At 57.1% G+C, this 25,507-nt stretch carries 21 protein-coding genes; 11 read left to right on the top strand and 10 right to left on the bottom strand.

Annotated features, from left to right (window positions below; translation table 11 throughout):
- Positions 1 to 14 precede the first annotated feature (14 nt).
- The 5 genes from ACO0LO_RS22385 to ACO0LO_RS22365 form a co-directional block, all read right to left on the bottom strand.
- Positions 15 to 407: a single-stranded DNA-binding protein gene (locus ACO0LO_RS22385; RefSeq protein WP_422967554.1), complete on the bottom strand. Its 393-nt coding sequence runs from the start codon at positions 405 to 407 to the stop codon at positions 15 to 17.
- 124 nt (positions 408 to 531) lie between these two features.
- The gene (locus ACO0LO_RS22380; protein ID WP_422967552.1) at positions 532 to 1,689 is read right to left on the bottom strand and encodes an HlyD family efflux transporter periplasmic adaptor subunit; all 1,158 of its coding nucleotides are present in this window, start codon (positions 1,687 to 1,689) and stop codon (positions 532 to 534) included.
- Between the two features lie 15 nt (positions 1,690 to 1,704).
- Entirely contained in the window at positions 1,705 to 3,276 is a 1,572-nt protein-coding gene (locus ACO0LO_RS22375; RefSeq protein ID WP_422967550.1) for an efflux transporter outer membrane subunit, read from the bottom strand.
- A 28-nt stretch (positions 3,277 to 3,304) separates the two neighbouring features.
- Entirely contained in the window at positions 3,305 to 4,864 is a 1,560-nt protein-coding gene (locus ACO0LO_RS22370; RefSeq protein WP_422967548.1) for a DHA2 family efflux MFS transporter permease subunit, read from the bottom strand.
- Positions 4,861 to 5,295: a MarR family winged helix-turn-helix transcriptional regulator gene (locus ACO0LO_RS22365; protein ID WP_422967546.1), complete on the bottom strand. Its 435-nt coding sequence runs from the start codon at positions 5,293 to 5,295 to the stop codon at positions 4,861 to 4,863. The genes ACO0LO_RS22370 and ACO0LO_RS22365 overlap by 4 nt, the downstream gene beginning before the upstream one ends.
- Positions 5,296 to 5,660: 365 nt before the next feature.
- Between ACO0LO_RS22365 and ACO0LO_RS22360 the strand changes: the two genes are divergently transcribed.
- Positions 5,661 to 7,820, top strand: coding sequence for a discoidin domain-containing protein (locus ACO0LO_RS22360; RefSeq protein ID WP_422967544.1), 2,160 nt, complete (start codon positions 5,661 to 5,663; stop codon positions 7,818 to 7,820).
- A gap of 104 nt (positions 7,821 to 7,924) precedes the next feature.
- On the opposite strand, the gene ACO0LO_RS22355 is transcribed toward ACO0LO_RS22360, so the two are convergent.
- From ACO0LO_RS22355 to ACO0LO_RS22340, 4 genes are all read right to left on the bottom strand, one after another.
- Positions 7,925 to 9,703: a RecQ family ATP-dependent DNA helicase gene (locus ACO0LO_RS22355; RefSeq protein ID WP_422967542.1), complete on the bottom strand. Its 1,779-nt coding sequence runs from the start codon at positions 9,701 to 9,703 to the stop codon at positions 7,925 to 7,927.
- Positions 9,704 to 9,930: 227 nt separating this feature from the next.
- The gene (locus ACO0LO_RS22350) at positions 9,931 to 10,437 is read right to left on the bottom strand and encodes a spore coat protein U domain-containing protein (protein WP_422967540.1); all 507 of its coding nucleotides are present in this window, start codon (positions 10,435 to 10,437) and stop codon (positions 9,931 to 9,933) included.
- A 336-nt stretch (positions 10,438 to 10,773) separates the two neighbouring features.
- The gene (locus tag ACO0LO_RS22345; protein WP_422967538.1) at positions 10,774 to 11,727 is read right to left on the bottom strand and encodes an alpha/beta fold hydrolase; all 954 of its coding nucleotides are present in this window, start codon (positions 11,725 to 11,727) and stop codon (positions 10,774 to 10,776) included.
- 27 nt (positions 11,728 to 11,754) lie between these two features.
- Positions 11,755 to 13,269 carry a flavin-containing monooxygenase gene (locus ACO0LO_RS22340; RefSeq protein WP_422967536.1) on the bottom strand — a complete coding sequence of 505 codons (1,515 nt, stop codon included), beginning with the start codon at positions 13,267 to 13,269 and terminating at the stop codon, positions 11,755 to 11,757.
- A gap of 282 nt (positions 13,270 to 13,551) precedes the next feature.
- Here ACO0LO_RS22340 and ACO0LO_RS22335 point away from each other — a divergent pair, with 282 nt between their 5' ends.
- The 9 genes from ACO0LO_RS22335 (at position 13,552) to ACO0LO_RS22295 (ending at position 22,994) form a co-directional block, all read left to right on the top strand.
- Positions 13,552 to 14,193 carry a TetR/AcrR family transcriptional regulator gene (locus ACO0LO_RS22335; protein WP_422967534.1) on the top strand — a complete coding sequence of 214 codons (642 nt, stop codon included), beginning with the start codon at positions 13,552 to 13,554 and terminating at the stop codon, positions 14,191 to 14,193.
- 186 nt (positions 14,194 to 14,379) lie between these two features.
- Complete coding sequence (locus ACO0LO_RS22330) at positions 14,380 to 14,913, top strand: ECF-type sigma factor (RefSeq protein ID WP_422967846.1); 534 nt, start codon at positions 14,380 to 14,382, stop codon at positions 14,911 to 14,913.
- 75 nt (positions 14,914 to 14,988) lie between these two features.
- The gene (locus ACO0LO_RS22325; RefSeq protein WP_422967533.1) at positions 14,989 to 17,823 is read left to right on the top strand and encodes a serine/threonine-protein kinase; all 2,835 of its coding nucleotides are present in this window, start codon (positions 14,989 to 14,991) and stop codon (positions 17,821 to 17,823) included.
- 430 nt (positions 17,824 to 18,253) lie between these two features.
- Positions 18,254 to 19,060, top strand: a complete 807-nt coding sequence (locus ACO0LO_RS22320; protein ID WP_422967531.1) for a hypothetical protein — start codon at positions 18,254 to 18,256, stop codon at positions 19,058 to 19,060.
- A gap of 25 nt (positions 19,061 to 19,085) precedes the next feature.
- Positions 19,086 to 19,823: a hypothetical protein gene (locus ACO0LO_RS22315; RefSeq protein WP_422967529.1), complete on the top strand. Its 738-nt coding sequence runs from the start codon at positions 19,086 to 19,088 to the stop codon at positions 19,821 to 19,823.
- Positions 19,824 to 19,960: 137 nt separating this feature from the next.
- The gene (locus tag ACO0LO_RS22310; protein ID WP_422967527.1) at positions 19,961 to 20,170 is read left to right on the top strand and encodes a hypothetical protein; all 210 of its coding nucleotides are present in this window, start codon (positions 19,961 to 19,963) and stop codon (positions 20,168 to 20,170) included.
- Between the two features lie 144 nt (positions 20,171 to 20,314).
- A complete protein-coding gene (locus tag ACO0LO_RS22305) occupies positions 20,315 to 21,268 on the top strand; it encodes a hypothetical protein (protein WP_422967525.1) in 954 nt (317 codons plus the stop codon).
- Positions 21,223 to 21,789, top strand: coding sequence for a lysozyme (locus tag ACO0LO_RS22300; protein WP_422967523.1), 567 nt, complete (start codon positions 21,223 to 21,225; stop codon positions 21,787 to 21,789). The genes ACO0LO_RS22305 and ACO0LO_RS22300 overlap by 46 nt, the downstream gene beginning before the upstream one ends.
- A gap of 374 nt (positions 21,790 to 22,163) precedes the next feature.
- Positions 22,164 to 22,994 (top strand): hypothetical protein, encoded by an 831-nt coding sequence (locus tag ACO0LO_RS22295; protein ID WP_422967521.1) that lies wholly within the window; start codon positions 22,164 to 22,166, stop codon positions 22,992 to 22,994.
- 97 nt (positions 22,995 to 23,091) lie between these two features.
- Here ACO0LO_RS22295 and ACO0LO_RS22290 read toward each other — a convergent pair whose 3' ends face one another.
- Entirely contained in the window at positions 23,092 to 23,931 is an 840-nt protein-coding gene (locus ACO0LO_RS22290) for a hypothetical protein (RefSeq protein ID WP_422967519.1), read from the bottom strand.
- A gap of 367 nt (positions 23,932 to 24,298) precedes the next feature.
- Between ACO0LO_RS22290 and ACO0LO_RS22285 the strand changes: the two genes are divergently transcribed.
- Positions 24,299 to 24,535, top strand: coding sequence for a hypothetical protein (locus tag ACO0LO_RS22285; RefSeq protein WP_422967518.1), 237 nt, complete (start codon positions 24,299 to 24,301; stop codon positions 24,533 to 24,535).
- The last annotated feature ends 972 nt before the right edge of the window (positions 24,536 to 25,507 follow it).

The raw sequence follows: 25,507 nt of genomic DNA, 5'->3' as shown, positions 1-25,507 counted from the left end.
CATCGGGCTACTTATCAGGTTGACGAGAAGTCGTCTTCCGGATCTGCGTCATGCGGAGAAACCGTATCTCCCGGCTTCGTTAGACCTTGCGCCGCCAGCCGCTTGCGCTTGACATGATATGGCGTCAGCACCGCATGGGCGATCAGGTCTACCGCCGGGCGCGCATTGCCCTGCTTGTCTTCCCATACCTTGGGCGTCAGTGCGCCGGAAAGCGCAACGCTGTCGCCGTCGCCCATTTCCGTCAGTACATATTGCACATGGTCGTCGAAGGCGATGACGTTGCAAAAGATGTGGTCGCCGTCGGCAACGGCCACCTTCAGCTTGCAGGTGACGTATTCGCTGCCGGACTGGCCCGCGCGTTTTTGGGCCGGGCCGTACAGCCGGCCGGTGATGAGGGCGTCTATCATGATAGGGGAGGGAGCTTGCGTAAGCTGTTACAGGGTATAGCGCGGATCTTACAGGCTATTACCCGCCTGCGGTAGCAAAGACGGCGGCGGATGGCCGTCTTTGCCCGCATGGGATTACCGAAATTTATTTAGCCAGATTCTTTTTGACAATGGCATCGGCCGCATCGGCGGCTTCCTGAACCGGCTGGCTCAGCGTCTTGGTTGAATACATGGGTGCTGCCGACATCGGCGCGCCCAGCATCGCGCCATCGGCATGGCGGATGTCTATCGTGACGATGGTGGACAGGCCCACGCGCAACGGATGCGCTTCCAGTTCCTTGGCATCCAGCGACACCCGCACCGGCACCCGCTGCACGACCTTGATCCAGTTGCCGGTCGCATTCTGCGCAGGCAATAGCGAGAAGGCGCTGCCGGTACCGGCGGACAGGCCCAGCACCTTGCCGTGGTACACCACTTTATTGCCGTATACATCCGCCTCTACCCTGGCGTCCTGGCCGACGCGGATATCGCGCAGTTCGGATTCCTTGAAGTTGGCATCCACCCATAGCTGGTCTAGCGGCACGATGGACATCAGCGCTGTGCCTGGTGTGACGCGGCTGCCGACCTGCACGCTGCGCTTGGCCACATAGCCCGTTACCGGCGCCAGTATTGCGTTGCGGCGCACGGCCAGCCAGGCTTGCACAAAGTCCGCTTTCGCGGCGAGCACGCTGGGGTGGCCTTCTATATTGACACCGGCAACGCCGGAGCGGTTGGCATCTGCCTGCTTGACGGCGACTTCCAGCGCCGCCTTGGCGTTTTCCACCGCCTGTTTTGCATGCGCGATGTCTTCACCGGAAACGGTATGGTCGGCCGCCAGCGGCAGGCGGCGGGCCAGGTCGTCGCTGGCGTCTTTGAGCGCCAGCTTGCGCAGGTCTATCGTTGCATCGTATTGCGCCACGTTGGAATAACGCTCGCGCAACTGGCGCACCGTTGTGCCCAGCCGTGCCTCGGCCTGGCTCAATGCCACGTCGGCGTCGATAGGGTCCAGCTTCACGACTTCGGCGCCGGCCTTGACCATCTGTGTTTCATCGGCACGTATTTCCTGCACATTGCCGGCCACCTGCGAAGACAGGTTGACCAGATTGCCGCCGACATAGGCGTTGTCGGTATCCACTTCCTTGGACAGCACCAGCACATAGTAGATGGCATAGGCGATCCCTATCAGGATGAAGACCAGCGTAATGCCCAGCAGTACAAACTTGCGTTTGCTGGAATTTGGATTGGTTTGGGTATCAGTCGTCATTGCAAAAATTCCGTTTTATTTTGTTGTCTGGGTCAGCGCGGCGGTGGGTGCAGTAGGTGCGATAGGCGCAATAAGCGTAGTAAGCGCGGAAGCCGGAGATGCCGATGCTGCGGAGGGAACATCCGCGCGGTAGCCGCCACCCAGCGCTTTCACGAGCGACACTTCGGTCTGCAACTGCTGGTCCTTCAGCTGCAGGCTCGCATATTCCTGTTTGGACAGGGCCAGCTCTGCATTGAGCACCGCGCCGCGTTCCGCCAGGCCCTGCTTCAGCCTGGCTTGCGCCGTCTTCAGCAGGTCACGGCTGGCGTGCACGACCTCGTCCTGCTGTGCGATCTGGTTTTCCACGCCGCGCATATTGACGGCCTGCTGCGCCACATCGCGCACGGCATTGAACACACTCTGGTTGTAGTCGGCGATCATTTCATTGCGCTCCGAGCGCACCGAGCCCAGCCTTGCCTCCAGCCGCCGGCTGTCAAACAGCGGCAAGGTTAGCGTGGGGCCGATGAACAGCGTGCGGCTGTTGCCCGCAAACAGCTTGTCCAGCGACAGCGAATCCAGCCCTACTGATCCGGTCAGGCTGATATCCGGGTAGAAGGCGGCTTTTGCCGCATCCACACTGCTTAGCGCGGCTTCCACGCGCCAGCGCGCTGCCTGCAAATCCGCCCGGCGCGCCAGCAGTTCCATGCCCAGCGACGCCGGCAGCGTATGCGGCACGTCGGCCAATTGCTGCGGCTTCAGGCCGGCCAGCGCATTGCTGTCGCCGGCTACCAGTGCGCGTAAAGCTTCTTTTTCCATGCCTGCCTGTGCTTCCAGTTGCGCCGCCTGCCGGTTCAGCATGCTGAGGTCGCTCTCGGCCATGCGCTGCTGGTCGGCCGTCGCCAGGCCGCTCGCAATGCGCCGGGCCTTGTCGGCGACCAGGCTGTTTTGTATCGCGATGGTCTGGCGCAGGTTTGCCAGTTGTGCCCAGCCGCCTTGCAGGCTGAAGTAGCTCTGCGCAATGGCTGCGGCCAGTGTCTGTTCGGCCTGCGCATAATCGGCGCGGCGCGCATTGGTTTCACCCAGTGCAGAAGCTATCTGCGCGCGGTGCTTGCCCCACCAGTCGAAGTCATAGCGTGCCTGCACCTGCAATATCGTCTCGGAATAGGTGGCGCCGCCTATGGGCGCCGGAAACAGGCCGTTGCTGGAATAGCGCTGCCGGTTGGCCTGCGCGTTCAAATTGATATTGGCGCCTTTGTCAGCGTTATTGAACTCCAGCGATGCGCGCGCGGCGTCTATGCGGGCGGCCGCCACTTCCAGCGTGGGGCTGGCGGACAGGGCTTGCGCGACCAGGCTGTTCAGCTGCGCATCGCCATACTGCGTCCACCACTGCCGGTCGGGCCAGCCTTCGCGCGCGAGCCTGATGCCTGCCGCCACCTGCGCAGAGGCGATGTCCTGCTGCGGGTACAGGTTGTGGTCTTCCGGCACCGAGGCGCAGCCTGCCATGCCTATCGTTAGTGCCATTGCTGCCAGCAGCGGCAGGGCACGGGGTTTGTAGGTCAATCCTTGCACGGTCTTTTCTTTTCCTGCCCGTTGAAAGGGCTTGGTCATTATCGGGTTCATTGTCGGGTTTATCGAGTTAGTCCATCGCAGCATGGTCAACGACCACGGGTACATTTTTCTTGGGCGGGCGTATTACCAGCAGCATCGGCAATACCAGCAGCGTCAGGATCAGCATCAGCCAGAAGTCGTTGACATAGGCAATCATCGATGCCTGCCGCGTGATCTCGCCATTGATCACCTGCAGGCCGTTCTGCGTCGCCAGGTTGTAGGTGGATGCCACCAATGCATCCTGGTAAGCCGGGCTGGCGTTCGATACCTTTTCCACCAGCGATGCATGCGCGATCTGCGTATTGCGCACCAGCAGCGTCTGCACCAGCGCAATGCCGATGCTGCTGCCGATATTGCGGATCAGGCTATAGATCGCCGTGCCCTCGGCCCGCATTTCCGGCGTCAGCGTGGCAAAGGTCGCCGCGCTCAGCGGTACGAAGACCAGGCCCAGGCCTACGCCCTGGATCACGCCCGGCCACACGATGTCGCTGGGCGCCAGCACCAGCGTATAACGCGACATCTGCCACAGCGAGAATGCGGTAATCGAGAAGCCTGCGGCCAGCAGCAGGCGAAAATCCACCTTTCCCACCAGACGGCCCACCAGCAGCATCGCCATCATCGTGCCGAAGCCGCTGGGCGCCGTCACCAGACCGGCGATCTTGGCCGGATAGCCCATTAGCCCCTGCAGCATGGAAGGCGTCAGCGCGCGCGTCGCAAACAGCACCAGGCCGACGATGAAGATGAACATCAGCCCTGTCACATAGTTGGAATTCTTCAGCAGCCGGTAATCGAAAAAGGATTTGCCGGCCGGCCGCAGCGCCGTGTGGGCGATGAAATAGCAAAAGCTCATCGCCAGCACTATTGCCTCCACCCAGGTTTCGCGCGACGCAAACCAGTCGTTCTGCTCGCCGCGGTCCAGCAGCATCTGCAAGGCGCCGATGGCAATGCTCAGCGTGGCAAAACCGAACATGTCAAAACTCATGCGCCGCGCCGCCGGGGTCGTGCGTATGTATTTCCAGATACCGTAAAAGGCCAGAGAACCGATAGGCACGTTGATGAAGAATACCCAGCGCCAGTTATAGCTGTCCGTCAGCCAGCCGCCCAGCGTGGGGCCGAGGATGGGGCCTATCATCACCCCCATGCCCCACACCGCCATGGCCGAGCCATGCTTTTCGCGCGGGTTGATGTCCAGCAGCACTGCCTGCGACAGCGGCACCAATGCTGCGCCAAAAATGCCTTGCAGCAGCCGCGCGCCGACGATCTGCGCCAGCGACATTGATATGCCGCATAGCACGGAGGCGAGCACGAAGCCCGCCACGGAAACCAGGAAGATGTTTTTCTGGCCGAAGCGGTCGCACAGCCAGCCTGTCAGCGGCGTCGTAATCGCAGCGGCCACGATGAATGAGGTCAGCACCCAGGTGATCTGGTCCTGCGAGGCAGACAGGCTGCCCTGCATATGCGGCAACGCCACGTTGGCAATGGTGCCGTCCAGCGCCTGGATGATAGTCGCCAGCATGATGGAAATCGTGATCATGCGGCGGTTGATGCCGGCGTCTGCCGGCGCAACGGCGGGCGATACGTCGCTCATAGCGCAGACTCGGCAGCGGCGTTCAGCGCCTCCAGCAGTTCGGTGGCCGCCTGCAGTTTCGCGGCATCAAAGCCGGCCAGGAATTCGATGCGGAATTGATCGGCCACATCTTTCACCTTGCCGTACAGCACGTTGCCGGCCTCGGTCAGCACGACCAGCTTCACGCGCCTGTCGGTCTGGCTGGGCAGGCGTTCTACCAGCTCTGCTTTCACCAGCCGGTCCAGCATGGAGACCATGGTCGGGTCTTCCACGCCCAGCTTGTGTGCCAGCTCGGTTTGCGACAACGGCTTGCCGGCCTTGGCGATGACCGCAATGGCCATCCAGCTGGCTTGGCCCACGCCCAGATGCTTGAGGCGGCGGTCCAGCGCTTGGCGCCAGCTGCGCGCGGAGTTATGCAGTGCCGCGGAAAAGCGTTCTTCTATGGTTGACAACGATAAGCTCTCTAATGGTTAGATGTCTAATCATAAGATAGCACGGTTTCTTGTGAAGAACAACGGCAGCGAGACGAGATAACCCGAGACGGCAGAGCCCTACAGGCTGTAGGAGGAAATTGAGGAAGGCGTTAAATTTTCTTAAATTTGATCTAACTCCGGCTAAAAATATCTCAAAATGGCAAATGCAAGCAATCTGTCACAGGAGTAATTAAGTGTAACTTTTATCAAAATGTCGCCAAGCTGTAATAGTCTTTTCATACTCTCAGGAAAGTTTTTGCATCATCGGCGTCATCGCGTGAGCGCCAAAAGGCCGCCGCGCACCCCCTATACGATTTAAATATTCGATACCCAGGAGAATAAAAATGCGCAGCACTGGACCAGGATTCATGCGGCAGCTACGACAGATACCCACGCTTATTTTCAGCCTCGCGCTGGTGCTGACGCTGGCAGCTTGCGGCGGCAGCAGCGAAAGCGATAACGACAGCGGCAAGAACGCGGTTGCCGCCAGGGGCGCCGTAAGGGCAGACCTGGTGCCGCAAAAGAGCGCCAAACGTGGCGTTGCCTACGGCGGCAACTCGGCGGCGGATTTGACAGTGCTGTCCAAGGGCATCAGCTGGTGGTACAACTGGTCGCCAACGCCGGAAGCCGGCGCCGCGGGCGTCTATAAATCGCTGGGCGTGGATTTCGTGCCCATGGCCTGGGGCGGCACGCCGACCGTTGACCAGTTGAGTTCGCAAGTGCCGGATGGCGGCAAATACCTGCTGGGTTTCAACGAACCGAATTTTAAATCCCAGTCCGACAAGACGCCTAGCCAGGCTGCCGCGCTGTGGCCGGTACTGCAGGAAGTGGCCAAGCGCAAGGGCTTGCAGCTGGGCGCGCCCGCCGTCAACTACTGCGGCGATTGCGTATCGGAAGGCGGCGTCACCTTTACCGACCCCGTTGCCTATATGGATGCCTTCTTCGCCGCCTGCCAGGGCTGCCAGATCGATTATATCCCCGTGCACTGGTATGCCTGCGATGTCAGCGCGCTGAAAAGTTACATCGACCGCTTCCGTAAATACGGCAAGCCTTTGTGGGTAACGGAGTTCGCCTGCGGCGACAATCCGCACGACAGCATCACACTGGCGGTGCAAAAGAACTACATGACAGCTGCAGTCAACTACCTGGAAAACGAGCCCATCGTCGCCCGCTACTCGTGGTTCTCCGGCCGCAATAGCTCCATCCCCAATGTCAATCTGCTGGGTGCGGACGGCCAGCTGACCGAACTGGGCCAGCTCTACGTCAGCCTGCCATTCGGCCTGGGCGACGTGCAGCTGACGCCGCTCTCAGCCAGCGCTTCCGCCTCCGAAAACGCCGACACCGGCCCGGCCAAGGCCATCGACAATAACCTCGGCACCCGCTGGTCCAGCGGCTTTACCGACCAGCAATGGCTGACGCTGGACTTCGGCGCCTCCGTCAATGTCACGCATGTCAGGATCAACTGGGAAAATGCCCACGCCAGCGAATACCAGCTGCAAACCTCGCAGGACGGCCTTGCCTGGACGACCATCAAATCCGTCACCGGCAGCAACGGCGGCATTGAAGATATCACCGGCCTGAGCGGCAGCGGCAGGTACCTGAGGATGAATGGCGTCAAGCGCTCCACGCCTTACGGCTACTCCATCTACGAGATTGCCGCCTGGGGTTCGCTGACACCTGCGCCGCAGGGAACAGTGCGCGCCACCGCGTCTTCTTCCGAGAATGCCGACCTGGGCCCGGAAAAGGCGATCGATAAAAACGCCGGCACCCGTTGGTCCAGCGGCTTTAGCGATGCACAGTGGATCACGCTCGATTTCGGCGCCGTCACCAGCCTGTCCCGCGTGCGCATAGATTGGGAAAACGCCCATGCGACCGAATACCAGATCCAGGTGTCCAACGACAATGCCAACTGGACCACGATCAAATCCATTACCGGCAGCAATGGCGGCGTGGAGGATTTCCCCAACCTGTCCGCCAGCGGCCGCTACCTGCGCATCAACGGTCTCAAGCGTTCCACGCCTTACGGCTATTCGATCTATGAGATAGAAACCTGGGGCGGCGACACGTCCAACCCCGTCGCGCCACCACAGTCTACCGATCCGGTGGCGCTGACCGCAGTGGCCGCTGCCGCTTCCGGCTCTGAAAACGGCGGCCTCGGACCTGAAAAAGCCATCGATAAAAACATCGGCACCCGCTGGTCCAGCGCCTTCAACGATGCACAATGGATCACGCTGGATTTTGGCGGCATGGCCAGCTTTTCCCGTGTGCGCATCAACTGGGAAAATGCCCACGCCAGCGAATACCAGATCCAGGTGTCCAGCGACAACGTCAACTGGAGTCTGGTCAAATCGGTGACTGGCAGCAATGGCGGCGTGGAAGATTTCTCCAGCCTGTCGGCCAGCGGCCGCTACCTGCGCATCAACGGCGTCAAGCGTTCATCGCAGTACGGCTATTCGATTTTTGAGATAGAAACCTGGGGCACACCGCCCACGGCGCAGAAGTAAGGCTTGACCGTCTGAAGTTGATTTGCCTCCCCCTCCGAAGGGATTTACGGGCCATTTTGGCCGTTTTTTTTACTCGAGAAAAGGGCAGGGACAAGAGTAAAAGGCTAAGCAGGGGCGACAAATTCCGCCATGAAGGTCTTGACGGCATGGGTAGGAAACTCCACCGTCACTTGGTCGCCGGCCACGGCCACCACGGTGCCGATGTCGAACTTGGGCACCTTCACCTGGCTGCCGATGGCAATCAGCGGACCGGTCTGCGGCACTGGTGCGTCAGGCAACTGCGTCTCCATCGTCAGCGGCAAAACCGTATGCTCGCTGCCATCCGTCTCCATTGTGGGCATCAGGCTGGGCGGGGACAAGCAGTTGTCGCAGGTGCAGCAGCGCTCGAAGCTGCTGTCGTCGCCGAAATAATCCAGCAACAGCTTCCAGCGGCAGAAGCCGCTTTGCGCATAGCCGACCATCTGTTCCAGCGCGGTGCGGTCGCGTTCCTGCTTGTCCGTGTAGCCTTGCGCCAGCACAGCAAACAGGTTGGCCTTCGGCACAAGCTGTCTGACCGCGTAGTTCAGTCTGCGGTCCTGGCGCAGCAGCTTGCCGTCCTTGAGCAGCTTCAGGCAGATCTTCAGCTTGCTCGCAGAGATAGTATCCAGCCTGCCTTTGATATCGGCGAATGAGAACGAGGCCTGCTCCGAACCCATTTCCTTCGCTGCGCCAAATACCGCGTGCAGCTCTTCCGCCACGGGATAATTCTTGGCCAGGAAAAATTGCTGTATCCGTTTGTCGTCCGCAAAATACAGCAGCGTACAATCCGCCGGTAAGCCGTCGCGGCCCGCGCGGCCCGATTCCTGATAATAGGCTTCCAGGTTGGCCGGCACCTGCAGATGCAGCACAAAGCGCGTGTCGCTCTTGTCTATGCCCATGCCGAAAGCATTGGTCGCCACCATGATGCGGCGCTCGCCTGTCATGAACAAATTCTGGTTTTCCTTGCGCTCGCGCGCCGGCAGCTTGCCGTGATAGCAGGTCACGCTCTCGCCTGCCTGCTGCAACTGCTCGTACAGCTCCTGTACCGCTTTCACCGTGGCGGCATAGATGATGCCCACGCCCGCAGTCTCGTGCACCAGTTTCAGTGCCTGCGCCTGTTTTTCGTCCGCGTTGGTCGCCTGAATCACCCGGTAGCGCAGGTTGGGGCGATAGATGCCGGTATTCACCACGTTTAGTTTGGGCAAGCCCAGTTGCCTGCCGATGTCGGCAATCACATCTTCGGTGGCGGTAGCCGTCAGCGCCAGCACGGCAGGGCGCCTCAGCGCACTGATTGCCGCCGCCAGTTCCAGGTAGGCAGGGCGGAAGTCATGGCCCCATTGCGAAATACAATGCGCCTCATCGATGACCAGCAGCGAGATGCTGGTGCCATGCAGCACCTGTAAAAATTCCGGCGAGGTCAGCCTCTCCGGCGTGCAAAATACAATGCGGGCCTGGCTGTTCCGGATACTGTCCAGCGCCGCCAGCTCTTCCTCGCGCGCCAGGCTGCTGTTGACCTGCACTGCAGGGATGCCGATATCCGCCAGCTTTTCCAGCTGGTCTTTCATCAGCGAGATCAGCGGAGACACGACAACGGTCGTGCCCGCCAGCATGGATGCGGGAATCTGGTAGCACAGTGATTTTCCGCTGCCGGTGGGCATGATCGCCAGTGTATCCTTGCCGGCCAGCACGCTGTCGATGACCGCCTGCTGGCCGTCACGCAGGCGTTCCACGCCGAATACCTTGCGCAGCAAGCTGGCGATGGTTTTTTTTACCGCAAGGGATTTTTTTGCATCGGCCCTGGCGCCCGCCGGCGGCGTGGATGCGATGCCTTCTGCGCTCCCTTCAGTGATGCCTTGTTTGTTCATGCCTTTCATTTGCTCTGGCTTTCTGCATGAGGTGAAACCCGCAAACTGCGGTATGTCTGTTTTGCCAATGTAATGTCAGGCGCCGCCAAGAGCTATAGGAAGCCGGCCAAGGCGCGCGTAGGAGCAGGAGAGGGAGGCAGGTTCAGCGGGCGTGCTTAACACTGCGGCAGAATAAAAAACGCCACCGTCAAGGTGGCGTCCATACCTGTACGTTCAGAGCATGCAGATCAGTAAGTGACTGTCACCATCACCGAATCGGTAAAGGTGCCGGTAACGCCCGGCGTCTGGCCCGAAGGGATGCGTGCATACACATTGGTGGTGGCGCCCGAGCCTGTGCCTACATGCGGCACGCCGGTCAGCGCCGTGTTGCCCCATGTAGTGGAGCGGCCTGCGTCCTGGTACAGCGAGTAGCTCAGGTAAGCCGGTGTTGCCGCACCGTTGGACAGACGGCGCAAAGGAGAAGCGTCGCTGGAGCCGGAAGCTGCATTCGCACCCTGGCTCAGCGTGATCACGGCAGGCGCTGCCAGCGAGCAACTGGTCGTGACCGATGCCGATACGTCCTGGTTGGCCGTTGCATTGGTATTGAGCGGGTCGTAAATCGTCGTAAAGCCGGTCGTGCTGACCGTGCAGTTGTTCGTCACGGTGACGGTATTGGTCATCGTGGTGGACACATTGGCTGCATGCAAAGTTTGCACTGCACAAAGTGCGCTTGCTGCAATGGCGACATGCTTCATGAGAGTGAGCTGCTTGCTAAAAAAGGCAAATTTCATTTTTATTATCGTTGCAGAGCACGGTTAAATGTGTTTCAGAAGGTTAAATTTTAGTAGGTTTCCCGTTTGAAATATACGTGTTGTTGTGTATTTTTGGTGATTTAGGGCAATTTATTTAGACTTGAACTCAGCAAGATAGCGTTGCGATAACGCAAGTTGGTGAGTAATCATGCATTTTTACTCTTAACGTGCCGTTACGCCAACTTTAAAGCTTTACCGGTGCGTGCCGATAAGCCGTCACCGCCGGGTTCACGCCGCGTTTATTTCTGCTGGGTGTTGCCTGATATTTCTACGAGGGGCTTAAATAATTTTTTGTGCAGTGCGTGATATCCATGCCGCCACATGCTCCGGCATCGTTATCGGCAGCATATGGCCGCCTTCGACAAGCTCCAGTTGCAGCGCAGGCAGCGCGGCTTTCATCGCTTGCCCCTGTACCTGCCAGTCCAGCACGCGGTCCTGTTTTCCATATAGCATGGCAAAGGGCAGCGCCAGTGACGCATAGGCATTCATCATTGCAGGCAGGTCGTCTGGTACTGCCATCATGTCGGAAGACGTCGCATGGAAGCTTTTCGGCCGCAGCCCCAGTAGCCCGCCTGCCGCTATCGCAAAATTCTTTGGCGGCCGTTCCGGGCTGAACACCATGTCCAGCACCGCCTGGCCTTTGAAGACTGACATGGGCACCGCCATCGTCCAGGCCACAAAGCGGCGCACCGCCGGGGAAGGGATGGCGAGCGCGCGGAACGAGGCCGGCACGTCTTCCACCAGATGCGTCAGCGGCGCGATCAGTGCCAGCCCGCCGGCGCTTTCCGGATGCCGCAGCGCCACGTTCAGCGCCACGGCGCCGCCCAGCGAATGGCCGACCAGCAGCGGGCGTTGCACGCCCAGAGTTTGTATCAGTTTAGCCACCACGTCGCCCTGCGCATTGAGCCGCGCCGGCATGCTGTCCGGCCGCGTGGAGTGGCCGGAGCCCGGCCTGTCGATGGCGATCACGCGGAAGCGGCTGGACAGCAAGCTCATCAGCGCATACGCAAAATGCCCGGATTGCCCGCCCAGGCCGTGGATCATGACAATTACCGGGCCGCTGCCCTCATCCAGATAGTGGATGTGCGCGCCGTCGATGTCGATGAACTTGCCCTTAGGCGGCAAAGCTTTCTCGACGCGGCCGGCGATGATGCCGCTGAAAGCCGCCAGCCCCAGTAAAAATAGCAATATGAACAGTGCGCACGCAGCGATACAGGCTAAGAGTAGGGTCATTGCATTCCTTTATGGATGAGATGGATGTTAAACAGCAGCGCCGGCCCGCCCGAATTCCATCGCGCCGTCCTTCAGCGTGCTGAACTTCAGCGCCATCGTATCGAGCACATAATTCTGGTGCAGCTTCCACGGCTTTTTTGATCCCTGCTTGGGCAGTATGCCGGTCGCGCGCTGCACGTAGCCGGAACTCAGCGCCAGTGCCGGTTCTTCCGTAACGGACGGGTCGTTCCTGCGCGGCGCGCACCACGCGTAGCCGCCCGCATCCATGTGGCGGATCAGGCGGCACATATACTTGGCCGACAGTTCGCACTTCAGCGTCCATGACGCATTGGTATAGCCCATTGCCACCGCCAGGTTGGGCACATCGCTGTACATCATGCCCTTGTACATAAAGGCCTGCGACAGATCCACGGGCGCACCATCGACCTTCAGCTGCATGCCGCCCATCATCTGCAGTTGCAGGCCGGTGGCGGCCACGATGATATCCGCCTCCAGTTTTTCGCCGGAGGCGAGCAGCAGCCCGGTTTGGGTAAACGCGGCGATGTGATCGGTGGCGACGGAGACGGTGCCGGCGCGTATCGCAGTGAACAGGTCCGCATCCGGCACCAGGCACAGGCGCTGGTCCCAGGGTTTGTAAGTGGGCGCAAAGTGTCTGGCCACGTCGTAGTCCAGTCCCAGCTGTTTTTGTATTTCATTGAGCAGGTGGCGCTTGACGGCGCCCGGCTTTTTGCGCGCCAGGTTGAAGAAGTAAATGCTCAGCAAGATATTCTTGAAGCGCGTCAGGCTGTGCGCAATGCCGGCGGGCAGCTTGCGCTGCAGCCATGCGGAAACAGGGTCGATCGAAGGGCGCGCGACAATATAAGTGGGCGAGCGCTGCAGCATCGTCACATGCGCGGCGCGCTGCGCCATCTGCGGCACCAGTGTCACCGCCGTGGCGCCGCTGCCGATAACGACCACGTGCTTGCCGTCATAGTCCAGGTCCGCCGGCCAGTGCTGCGGGTGCACCAGGCGGCCGGCAAACTGTTCCATGCCCGGCCATTGCGGCATGTAGCCGTCCGTATAGTTGTAGTAGCCGCTGCACATGGACAGGAAATTGCATGACAGCCGCACGGGCGTGCGCTGCGGCCCCACCTCGGCATCCACCGTCCACCTCGCCGTGCTGGAATCCCAGGAGGCGTGCGTCACGCGATGGCCGAAGCGTATCTTTTGCTCTATGCCGAACTCTGCCGCCGAATCCCGGATGTAGTTGCGGATGGCGTCGCCGGAAGCAAACGACTTGTCGCTGCGCCAGGGTTTGAAGCTGTAGCCCAGCGTATACATGTCCGAATCCGAGCGCACGCCGGGATAGCGGAACAGGTCCCAGGTGCCGCCTATGGCATCGCGGCCCTCCAGGATGGCAAAGGTCTTGCCGGGGCAGGTGGTCTGCAGATGATAAGCGGCGCATACGCCGGACAGGCCGGCGCCGACGATCAGCACGTCGAAATACAGCGTGTCTTCTCCTGCCTGCGCGCCTGGCGCACTACTCTGTTCATTTTGAAGCATCAGGGTCTCCTGTTGTCCATGTCCGGCAAAACCGTCCGGTGGCCTGTTGTGTTTATAAGTGTTCTGTTTGGCAGGCTTGCCGGATATTGTTTATCTTGTCATGCACCCGGCTTCATTCGATATTAGGGTGTTCACCCTAAATGTGCAACCTAAATTAGGGTGCTTACCTTAAAATGCTGCAATATGCTTATATTAAGCTGTGCTCTAAGCCCCGGTTTGCGGTGCCCGATGCAAGCCAGGGCTCACAGCGCAGCGTTTGAACCCAGAAAGATGCAGTCCACCATGACCACAGAACAGGCCCCCAGCCGCCGTCCCACGCGCGCCCGCATACTGGATGTTTGCCAGCAACTGTTCAACGAGAGCGGCCCGCTGGCCGTGACCACGGCAGAGATCGCGCTGGCCGCCGGCATCCAGGAAGGCAACCTGTACTACCACTTCAATAAAAAAGAGCAGATCCTGGAAGCCTTGTTCGATGATTTCGAGCGCGCGCTGCGCGACGTCGCCGTGGCCGACCTGGCCCATGGCGACAAACCGGAGCGCTTTGGCCTCTATATGAGCGGCTGGTTCAGCCTGATGTGGGAATGGCGCTTCTTCTACCGCGACGGCGCCGCCGTCTGCAGCCTGGCGCCGTCGCTGCTGTCCCGCATAGAATCGCTGGCCGATGAAGTGCAGCGCAATGTACGGCGCGTGCTGGACAACATGCAGGCTGCGGGTTTGCTCAAAGCCACACCCAGGCAGATGGAGCAACTGGTGGTCAACGGCTGGATAGTGTCCACCTACTGGATAGACTACCTGCGCTCACGGCATGGCATCAACGCCATCACGCGCGACCATATCAGCTGGGGCGCGGCACAGGTCATGGGCCTGTTCGAGCCTTTCCTGACGGCGAAGGGGACAGGCATGCTCAGCATAGGCGCGCACTGAGCCCACTCTGATGATCAGCGCTGTCGGCCAGCCTGCATGCCGCCCTTCCGAAAGACAGCACGCTGATGTTTTTCTTCAACCTGGATAAGTTTCCCGACATGGAAAAATTGCAAGGGCAACAAAACCTGTGTAGGCTGATGTTGCTGTAATTGATAAATTTTACACGGCGTCGTGTGATAGCCCGGTCTGGCAAAGTCTGACGAACATAAAAACCAAGCATCCATGCAAACTGACTTTGAAGCCCTCTATGACGACCTTCGGCGCCTGGCCCGGTCCCAGTTAAGCCGCAATAAAACCATCACGCAGCTGAATGCCACGTCGCTGGTGCATGAATCCTATCTGCGCCTGCTGAACGCAGGGCAGCTGCGCACCGACGAACGCGGCGAATTCATGGCCTACATGGCGCAGGTCATGCGCAGTGTGATCGTGGATTTTGTGCGTGCCCGCTCGGCGGAAAAGCGCGGCGGCAACAATGAACATATCAGGCTCGATACCGACATGAGCGAAAAGCTGCCCACGCCGGAAGCCGAGATTTTGCACGTCCACGAGGCGCTGGAAGTCTTGTCGGCCTCCGACCCGCGGCTGGGCAGCGTCGTTGAGATGCATTATTTCGGCGGCATGTCGGAATCTGAGATCGCCGCCGTCCTCGGCGTCTCCGACCGCACGGTGCGCCGCGACTGGGAAAAGGCCCGCCTGCTGCTCGCCGTCGCCCTGCGATAGTCAGCTAGTCAGCTAGTCAGCTAGTCAGATAACCCGATATTTTCTTTCAGTGTCTTACCATAAAAAGAGGCTTCGATGATAGACGCGGAACAGCTCAGCAAAATCTCTTCACTGCTTGACGTGGCATTAACCCTGGAGCCCGAAGCCCGCGCGCATTTTATCGAACACCTGCCGGAACCGGACGCGCAGTTCAGGGAAGTGCTGTACAAAATGCTGGCGTTGTCCGAGCAAGGCACCGGCACAGGGATGATCGACCAGCTGCCGCAATTTGACGATCTTCCCGACGCCGAGGATTTAGTTGAAGGGGAAATGATAGACGGCTACCGGCTGCTGCGCGAACTGGGGCACGGCGGCATGGGCACGGTCTGGCTGGCCGAACGGGCCGATGGCCTGATCCGCAGGACGGTTGCGCTCAAGCTGCCGCTGGTGAACATGCCCCACAAAATGCTGCTGCAGCGTTTTGAAAGGGAACGTTCCATCCTCGCCGCCTTGTCCCATCCGCATATCGCGCGCCTGTATGACGCCGGCGTGAGCAAGGCAGGGCAGCCTTACCTGGTGATGGAGTATGTGGAAGGCATCAGCATCAACGATTATTGCGATGCCAACCGTCTGACGATACCGCAGCGCCTGCAGCTGTTCAGCCAGGTGCTGGAGGCGGTCCAGTATGCGCATGCCAACCTGATCATCCACCGCGATCTGAAGCCGGCCAATATCCTTGTCACCGGCAACGGCGAAGTGCGCCTGCTGGATTTCGGCATTGCAAAGTTGCTGGAAACCGGCGAGGCCGCCAAAGATGGCGGCCTCGCCGATAAAGCCGACATCACCGGCTTTGCCGGATCGCCGCTGACGCTGGATTACGCGTCGCCGGAGCAGCTGATGTCGGAGCCGGTCAATATCGCATCCGACATCTATTCACTGAGCATACTGCTGTATGAACTGCTGAGCGGAGAACGCCCCTATCACCTGAAAGGGCTGACCCGCGGCCAGGTAGAACAGCTGGTGCTGGCGCAGCAGCACAAGGCCCCAAGCGCCGCGCTGGATAAGGCTTCTCCCACCCTCTCGCGTTTCGATACCAAATACAAGCAGCTGGTGCGCCAGCTGAAGGGGGATCTGGATACCGTCATCCTCAAAGGCTTGAAGCGCGACCCGGCGGAGCGCTATGCCACCGTCGATGCGCTGTCCCAGGACCTGCAGCGCTGGCAAAATCATGAACCGGTGCGCGCCAGGCCCGATACCCGCTGGTATCGCACCAGCCGGTTCATCCAACGCAACCGGCTCGCCGTCAGCCTGTCCGGCATTGCCGTAGTGAGCCTGTCGGTAGGCTTGGGGATTGCGATATGGCAGGCGCAAAGCGCGCAGCGCGAAACCAGGGCAGCAGTGGCGACCGAAGCTTTCCTGACAGGCCTGTTCAAAGCCAATTCAATGGACCAGGATGATCCTGTCCAGGCGCAGCAGACAACGGCCCGCGTGTTGCTGGAGCGCGGGTCCGAGCGCATCATGGGTGAGTTGAATAATGCACCCGAAACCAAGCTGCGCATCCTCAAGACGCTTGCCTCGCTGAACCAGGATCTGGCGCTGGATGAACCCGGCTACCTGCTGCAAAAAAAGAGGCTGGAAATATTCCGCAGCCTGCATCCCCGCCAGAGCCCGGCGCTGGTGACGGAGCTGTTGGACACTTTTTTTGCCGCCAACTCCTCCGTTTCGGGCCTGGCCGGCGCACCGGATTATTTGCAGCAGGCAGAAAAAATGCTGGACGCGCTGGGCGATTATTCATCCCCGCAACGCGGCCGCCTGGAGGTGGGTAAAGCCTATCTGCTGGACAGCGACAACTGTGCCGCGGCAAAACATTCGCAGCGCGGCGTCGAGTTGCTGCGCCGCGCGCCGCCGTCGGAAGAGCTGACCGATGGTTTGCTGGTGCTGACCGTTAACCTGACCTACTGCGGCAATAGCGAGAAGGCGCTGGCGACAGGGCAGGAAGCGATCAACGTCATGAAGGCGACCGGGCGCCGGGCAAAACTCTATTATGCGTATGCCGCCATGGCCGACGCCTATTCGGCGCTGGGCAAGATCGATCTGGCCATACAAAGCTCCCGCGAGTCCATTGCCGCGGCACAGAAAAAGCTGGGCCCTCACGACGTTCCCAACAGCAACCTGCTGGCCGTCTCTTCCAACCTGGCAAAAAAACTGGTGCGTGCCCACCCGCGCGCTGCGCTCGACCTGACTCAGCCATTGACTGAGCTGGCGATGAAGGATGTGGAGCACTGCGATAAAGACACGCTGGTGTCGATATTGATACAGCAGGCGCTGGCGCACGAACTGCTGGACCAGGGCGATGCCGCAGTCAAGGTGATTACGCAGGCCAATGAGCTGCTTGCCAGCTTCGATGCCGAAGACGGCCAGCGCGTCATGCTTTACGATGCCCAGGCCGAAATCCTTACCACCCAGGGCATGCTGGACCGCGCAGCCCAATCGCTGGCCAAGGCGGCGGAGCTGCATGCCAAGCTGCACCACACCGGCACCGGGCAGATGGATTTCCATGTGCTGCACCAGGTGGATTATCAGCTGCGGCGCGGCGACGCTGCCCAGGCCAAACGTGATCTGGACGGCGCCTTCCTGAAAAACAAGGACCCGAAGGTCGTTTCAAGGCAGCGGCTGGAATTGGCCGTGCGGAGAAGCGAAGTCGCCCTGATGCGGCATGACTGGGCGGAAGCCTTGGCCGATGCCAGGGAAACGCAGGAAACCGCCAAGCGTTTCTCCACGCCGCTGTTCGTGCGTGACCTGCAAGCCAGGGCATGGGCAGTGGAAGGGCATGCTTTGCAAGCGCTTGGCAAACCGCAAGATGCCGCTTCGGCACTCAAAAACGCGGCCGCCATCCATGCAGATATGCTGGCGGGCGTGCCAGCCATTTAATCAACCTTGCCGGTACATCTGGCTCTGGCAATATAAAAATCCCCAAAATCAAGGCCCGATCGGCATTCGCCGAGATCAGCCTTGATTTTTTGCATCCGCAGGACAGGGCCGGTATCGGCCCTGTCCCGGGTTTGCCATCCGCTGAATTCCTTCCTCCCTGTCTTTCACCGCCAGGCAAGACGCCGGCACCGCTGTTTCTCTGTCATCTCAAATATTTTCAGAATGCGTGTCCGGTTTGCCGATGCAATTCCGTACTCATGCATGAGAGCTTTTAAATTTAAAAGTTTTTACTGAAGCCGGATCGAAAAAACCGCCCGCTTGCCGCCGAATGGCTTGCCGCGGTAACTCATTTTTCGGGTATTCAGAGAGAAGGATCGTAATCATCTAAAGCACCGGGCAATGTGAAAACCTATCACCTAAGAGATAAAAAATGCTTAAACGAGGAAAAATTTTGCGGGATACCAGCATCGGCGACGGCTTGCTATCCATCGACGGCCAGCAATATCCATTCAAGCTGGATGGAATCTGGAAATCCGATGTGTCACCCAAAGTGGACATGGTCGTCGAGGCGGCATTTAGCGGCGCCAATGAAATCAGTTCCATCACGGTAGTGGCGGACAACCAGCTGGCGAAAGAGCAGGCAGAGCTGGCCGTGGCCGCCATGAAAGAAAAGAGCGCCCAGCTGGCATCGGGCGTCGTCGCCAAATTCGGTATTGAAGTGTTGGTCGCGATGGCCTTGCTGATCCTGGGATGGTTCTTTCTCAATACCGTATCCATACAGATTTCTTCCAGCTACGGCGTCGGCATTAGCTTCTGGCAGACCCTGGCGATTGTTAATTCACCGGCTGGCGTGATGAATTCATTTGGCGCTGGCGGCATAGGCGGCGGTAGCGGCGGCTACGGCTTCCTGGCTATCGTGGCATTGATTGCGCCGATGGCGCCCTTCTTCTGGAAGGACCCACGCGCGCATCTCGGCGGCTTGCTCCCGCTGCTGTTCATGATCTTGATGGCGGCCATGATCTATTCCGGCATTCATGACGGCATGAAGCAGGCGCAAAACGCCGCCTCCAGCTTTGGCGGCCAACAGGCGCAGCAAATGATCGCCGATATGACGGCCAGCATGACGGCGCAGGCAATGAAAGCAATCTCCATCGGCATGGGCGGCTATCTGTCGGTTGCCGTGGGCCTGTATTTTGCCGGCAAGGGCGTCATCAAATTCCTGGCTGCCAAAGCCTGAATCCATTCACACCAGAGGAAATACCATGTTCAAATCTTTTGTAACCTGCTTCGCAGCGGTGCTGGCTATTGGCCTGGCCGGCTGTGGCGACAAGGTGCCTGCCGACACGTCCAATAAACCCAACCTGGCGGATGCGACGTCGCAAAAAACGGTGGAGGCCGCCAAACAGGTAGCGGTGCAGTCCAATCTGCCCAAAGCCAACCGCGATACGCCGATAGACAGTTTTGTCGAATACAACAGCGGCAACCAGCTGATGTTCGCCTATCTGGCCCTGAACGCGATGCCTATCGACTACAAGGAAGTGTTGAGCCGCTATTCGATGGACTACGCCCGGCAATCCGACGAGTTCAAGAAAAACGACCTGCTGACTGCGCTGAAACCGAAAGTCGATAGCGAAGTCGCCAAGGCCAAATCGCAGCGCTACGTGAAGATGTTCGTCAGCAATCCGATTGAAAAATTCGATTTTGAGAAGAAGGGATTTCCCGTATCCGAATCCATCTGGCAAGCGACCAACTACCGTTATTTTTCCGACAATGCCGAATACAAGATCGGCTTCACCAATGGCGAAGGCTTCCGTTATCTGAAGCCGGTCTCGGAAGAAGACGCCAGAAAAATAGAAGAAATGCGAAGCAAATACGTGCCGCTGCAGATGGCCGTGTATTGCTACCTGCAGGATGCCGATATCTCCAACAAAACCATCAAGGCCGAAATCATCAAGATCACACTGGTCGACAAAAAGGGTGACGTGCTGGCAAGCCAGTGAGTGCGATGGCGGAGGCGGCGCGGCAGTGAAAATTGCTTCGCCATAAGGCTTCGTGCCTCAGCCCCCGACATCGGCACTGCACGACGAATATCGAAAAATTTAAAAAAATCAGATCCCCATTGTGAGGAGATACAGCAATGAAGCTCAGGACAAATAAGGGCCAGCACCTCTGGAGCATATTTTTAATCATGGGCGTAGTGGTCGAAGTTGCGGCAGTGCTGCTCATCATCAAGGTGGACCCCACAATGGTTCACGTTACGGCCAATGTAGAACTCTTAAATCAAGATAAAGCAGCCAGCCCGGGGATATGCGGAAAACAGACCGAATGGTTCATCTGCGCACCGTAAGTTAGCGCAAAGCGGGGTTGCGCGAGCAGGGCCGATACCGCTCCTTGTTGATGAAGAGGGCCACGGCCTATTGGAGCCAGTCCTCCGTCAAGGCGCGGGAAGCAGCGAGTATGTCCAGAAACACTTTTTACAGGAGCACTTCCCTTGAGTAACGACTACGACGGCGGCCGCAATGACGGCGGCCAGTTCGATGGCGGATTGGGCATGAATGCGACCCATAGCGAGCAGGCGATGTATGGCGTGACCTCACACGACACGCCACAAGGCGCGGCTGCGAAGGTGGAGTTTGCCCGCAGAGCCGCTGGACTGGCCCCCCACACGGGTGCATTTATCCCCACCGGGCAGACGGGCGGTGGCGGATATTCGGGCCATCGCGATATCGGTGATGGCAAGGGCACGCGGTTTTTCGTCTACCTGTGGCGTTTTGTGCTCTGGTGCATCCTGGCGCCTGCTATCGTCGCCGGGCTCTGCTGGGGAGCACTCTGGGAAGGGCGAGTGCTCGACGGCCCTACGCTCGCGCGCCGCCTGGCTGCCTCCGCATTCCCCGGCGAGGTATTGCCGGAGCCTTCGGAACTCCTGCCCGCAAAGGAGTTAATGCGCCCAGTTGACCCAAAGACCATGATGGCCGAGTTCAAGGCACCGCTGCATGGCGCGGGCGATTCGATCAACGCCCGCCGGCCACACCTGGGCGCGCAGGCGTATCGATGTCTGATGGCGGCCGGCTGCCGCGAGCAACTCGCCCGCACTGATGCGTTTTATGCAGAACGCTTGCCTCGACTGGTGATAGTCAACTACTTAGGGCATCAGGTTGAAAAAGGAGACGAGAAGGCTGCTCGCGTCATGTGTCTCATGCCGCTGTTGACGGGGAGTTCGTATAAGGATGCCTTACTCGCTAGGGATACGTGTGCTGAAGTGATGCGGATCAATCCTGGGTCGGAGGCGGCTCGTGTGATTTATCAGAGGCTGATGAGTAATTGGTCGATGTGGGTTGCGTTGGGGGTATGGGTGGGTGGAGCCGGGGTTTGTTTTTTCGCGGGGGTAAGGGGATTTTGTTGGATGAGCCAGGATTCCATTATGGCATTGCTGACATGTTCCTGATAAAACGGATTAGTCGATGCCGCTTGCGTCTGCTTCTGAGACGGAGTCAGTTGCGTGGCCAGTTTTGCGACCAATGTTCTTACAATGAATACTCTGTGGCTAACGGCGGCGTCAAACTCGGCCAGACTGCGACGCTGGACCAGTGTAACGAACTGCTGCTGCAGGATTTGCTGAAGGCGGACACTGCGATCAACAGTTGCGTGCATGTGCCGTTGAACGATAACCAGCGTGCCGCGTTCGCGTCGTTTGCATTCAATGCCGGCGGCGGGAAGGTTTTGCCTGGCCTAGTTAAGCGCCGCGTGGCGGAACGGGAAGTTTGCTTTGGGGGGGCGCATGAGAGCTTATATCAAGCTGCTAATGGCAGCTGCAGCCATCGTTGCCCTGTTCGCGGCTGCGCTGGATCTGGAACATCGCGGCGTCGCACAAGGCAGAAGTGGGACCAGGAGAAGCTGGAGACGGCCGAAGCCGAAAAGGTGGCGTTGCTAACTCGCGTTAAAAACAATGAACGTATTGCAGAATAGCAGGCGCCAGACAACGAAAAAATCAGGAAGGATAACCAGGATGAAAAAGCTGCTTTTCGCAACGTTAATGCTAGCCCAGCAGGGCTGCGCCTCGCAACCTCAAGTGTCCGTAATGGATCTGCCTCCGGCTCCGAAGCCAAAGGCCCCAGCGTAGGTGATGCAGCCATTACCGGAACCGTTGCACTTCCGAACAAGATTAATCGAGATCTTCAAGATCTTATGAAAGAAGCGGACAATATAGTTGCGAGCTGCAGGGCGCTTCAGTTTTTTGTTATTCTTAACGGCGAGAAACTACACTAACATTGAAATCATAAAAATTACCGCAAAGAACTCATTGTTGTTATATTGTTAGTTCAACAATGGAGGATTTCACTATGTTTACCCTCGCGGCTGCATGCAGTGCATGCACGCCACCAGCAGCATCGTTCAATTTACTAGATTGGACTTTTTGGCAAAGCGCCTTTGCTTTAGTAGCGATTATTGTTTCGGTCGGCCCATATATAGTTTCGTTGTTTAAGAAGGGGCTGTTGGTGGCTGAGGTGTACGAACGAATATCTGTTACCCATGTACTTGGCAATCCCAACGTAAATTTGCATATAGCGGTTCGTAATATAGGGGGGAAGCCTATTCGAATCAGATCAATGACCCTGTCCATAGTCCTTCCTGATCAAAACACTATGGTGCTTGGAATGAAAACGTACGCACGACAAAACAATCCCCAGCTAATATTTTCATCACAGGTCCTAAAACCTGGTGAGGAAGAGTTTTATAACTTTACATTCTTTAATGTATTTTCACGTCACGAAGATATTCAATATCGAGAGTTGACGAATGACTTTATTGCTGACTTACGGGAGAAGAGAAGTCATGAGCCGGACATGCAGAAACTTGTTCACGTTTCTAATGAGCTTTTGGTGCGTGCAGAAACTATCATGAACCGCCATTTCAGGTGGATGGGTGGCGATAATCACTGTACTTTAAATATCGAGACCGAAGCGACTGGAGCAAAAAAGAAATTTAGATTTGGCAGTTCGTCGTTGCTGGTGACGAGTAAATTTAGATTTCTTCTAATGGAGTCTGACATTGCATTATTGAAGTCCTACAATAAGGAGTTTAGCCATGGCTTAGGTATTTTGCAATTTGATTCCAACATTCAGAGGCCGGTCTTCGTGGAGCGAATATTGGAAGGAAATCGTGTTACTTAGAACGGGAAGGCACTTTGTTATGCTCGCACTAGCGGATATATAAAATTGGGGCGGCCGGTCAATAAATTTTCATGTGTAGTAGACAATTGCACCCATGTCACTCGATGCCAAAAATCGCAGCAACTGCCTCCTGTTCTTTGGGAAACGCATGCCTCATATTTTTTTCAGACCGCATAATTTCTGCCGCTTTTTCTACGCTCGCTTTATCTTCATCGGCTCCATCTAGCATGCGCTTCAATTCGGTCAGTAATTTTTCTTCGATGTCTTCTAACAAATACTCTGGAAATATTGGTTGTTCCGTATGAGAGTCGGTCCCATAGATCGCCGTTCGAACCAGTTGTTCTGTTCCCGCTATATCGACTAGATGTGCAGGTAACCCATTACTTAAAATGTACAACTTTGCAATCGCAGTATTGATAATTGCACTGTACGTTCTAAAGAGTGCCCATGCTAAGTCCGAGATATATGGCCTAGCTGTAGAAGGTCTCTGTGACGTTATAAAATCAATATTGAACGTGTTATAAAGAGTGGCAAATACATCTCGAAATTTTTGTTCCTTCTCGCAAATTTTGACAGCTTCGTTAAATTTCAGCGTTTTCATAATTTCGATCAGATTTTTTAATTGTGCGTATTCTCTTGCATCGGCCCAAAGTTGATCGATTGCCTCTAATCGTCTTTTTTCAAACAATGTTTGTCGATTCGCTAGTCCCGTCACAGCACTTGATCTCAATGTCGCTATATCATTTTCGTTAGATTTTAAGTCCGATGCACTCTTTTGCTTTGCTCTAGAGAAATCTGATTTTAGCTCTGCCAGTTTTGCGTCAAATTCATATTTTACGCTCGCCGTTAACCTTGTTTTAATGACATTTTTAAGAAGCCAGGCAATACATAACGTAAAAGCACTTGAGCCAAGAGCGGTAACGAGTTCGGTGAACATACAATCTCCTATTTGTTAGCTCTATGATATCTCTTTTCAAAGCTTATTAAACGTTGTTAGTCTAATATCTTCAATTTAATGGTTTTTGCACACGTCAGAACTAGGACAAGGAGTGGGAGCGTGGGTAATATAAATGAATGTGCGCGAACCATATTCCCGGCTGATATGAACGCAATCTGGAACATTTCGGCGTCCCCCTTTGAGCCGCTTGACGAGCGGCCGGAGGCATTTCTTGGTTATCTGGCGTCGATCATCCGGCTCAGCATGAGTCGGGCCAGGCCGAGGCAGTCAGTGCATGCTTCGGCATGGTACCTCACTGGGCCGATATGAAGCTCGCCAAGTCGACATCTATCGCGCACGGAGACAGTTGCGGCAAAACCTTCTATCGCATGCTTGGAAGAAGAAGCAACTTTGCATTGTCCCCGCCGCAAATTTCTTTAAACCGAACTACGAGACCGGCAAGCCCGTTCGCTGGCAGATCTGGCGCGCCAAGGATAGGCCAATTGGCATCGCAAGAATTTGGGAATGGAAGGCAGATGGCTCTGAGCGCAAGCCGCTGGTGTCGTTTTCGATGCTGACGATTTACGCGCACAGCCTTTCTTAATGGAACGCCACTTCGTGACATTAAGGGCGGAGACGGCGGCCTTGTGGCGGTGAGGCTGCCACAAGCCACTTCGCAGCTTGCAAGCTGCTCAGATTCGTGAGGCGAAAGACAGCGCGCAGGCGCTGTCTTTCGTCCGCACTCATCCCGCGTCCGTACCGGACGCGGATTCGATTCCCGCGCGGCGATCAAAATAAAAAAACCACCCCGAGGGGTGGTTTTTGTATTTTGGTGGGACGGCGTCACCCGCATTGCCGTCGGAAAGGTCCATTTTTATTGGATGTTCCTAATTCTGGATTTTTAAGTTGCCCCCAAAGTTGCCCCCAGCGCCTATCACAACTTGACCTGCTTACGACGTTAATTGGCTAATTTTCATTATTGGTGTTGGGGCTGTCTTGAAAAAGTTGCCCCCAACTCCAAAAGTTGCCCCCAAAATCGAGAAAAATTATCTAATTCCGCATGAGTTGCCCCCAACCTCATCTTAGCGATCACGTTTTTGACAATGGCTGGCTGGTGAACTGCACTTAAATATTAACAAAAAGACTTTATTTTTTATTTGACTGCATGAAAGTTGAGATGCTCCAAATTTTAACCAAGACGACGGGGAAAGCCTCTTCGCTAGTAGTCAATGAAGCGGATGCCCTATGCTCGTTCGCCAGCGCGATGTTAGCCCATTAAACAGCTAGTCGGTGGGTCTGAGGTTATATTTTAAAATTGTGAATATGATACAAAAATATATGCTTATTTCCCTTGGCCAAATCAAAGATTTGAAGGCGCGAGCCAGTCCTATATTACAAATTTTTTTCTTCTAATGCGATGTCGATCACTCAAATCTCCTACTCGTCACGATAAGTAGGTTTGTGCTCTGGACGTGGGTTAGCTTTTTTGTGCAAATCAACAATTTGCAGTATCGAATGCGTTTCGCTAGGCAGGTAAAATAGCATAATACTGTGTTTTTAAGCAGTATAATGTACG

The organism is Undibacterium sp. TJN25, from assembly GCF_049339885.1.
Classification (GTDB): domain Bacteria; phylum Pseudomonadota; class Gammaproteobacteria; order Burkholderiales; family Burkholderiaceae_D; genus Undibacterium.
This window is presented reverse-complemented; position numbering and strand designations above follow the sequence as displayed.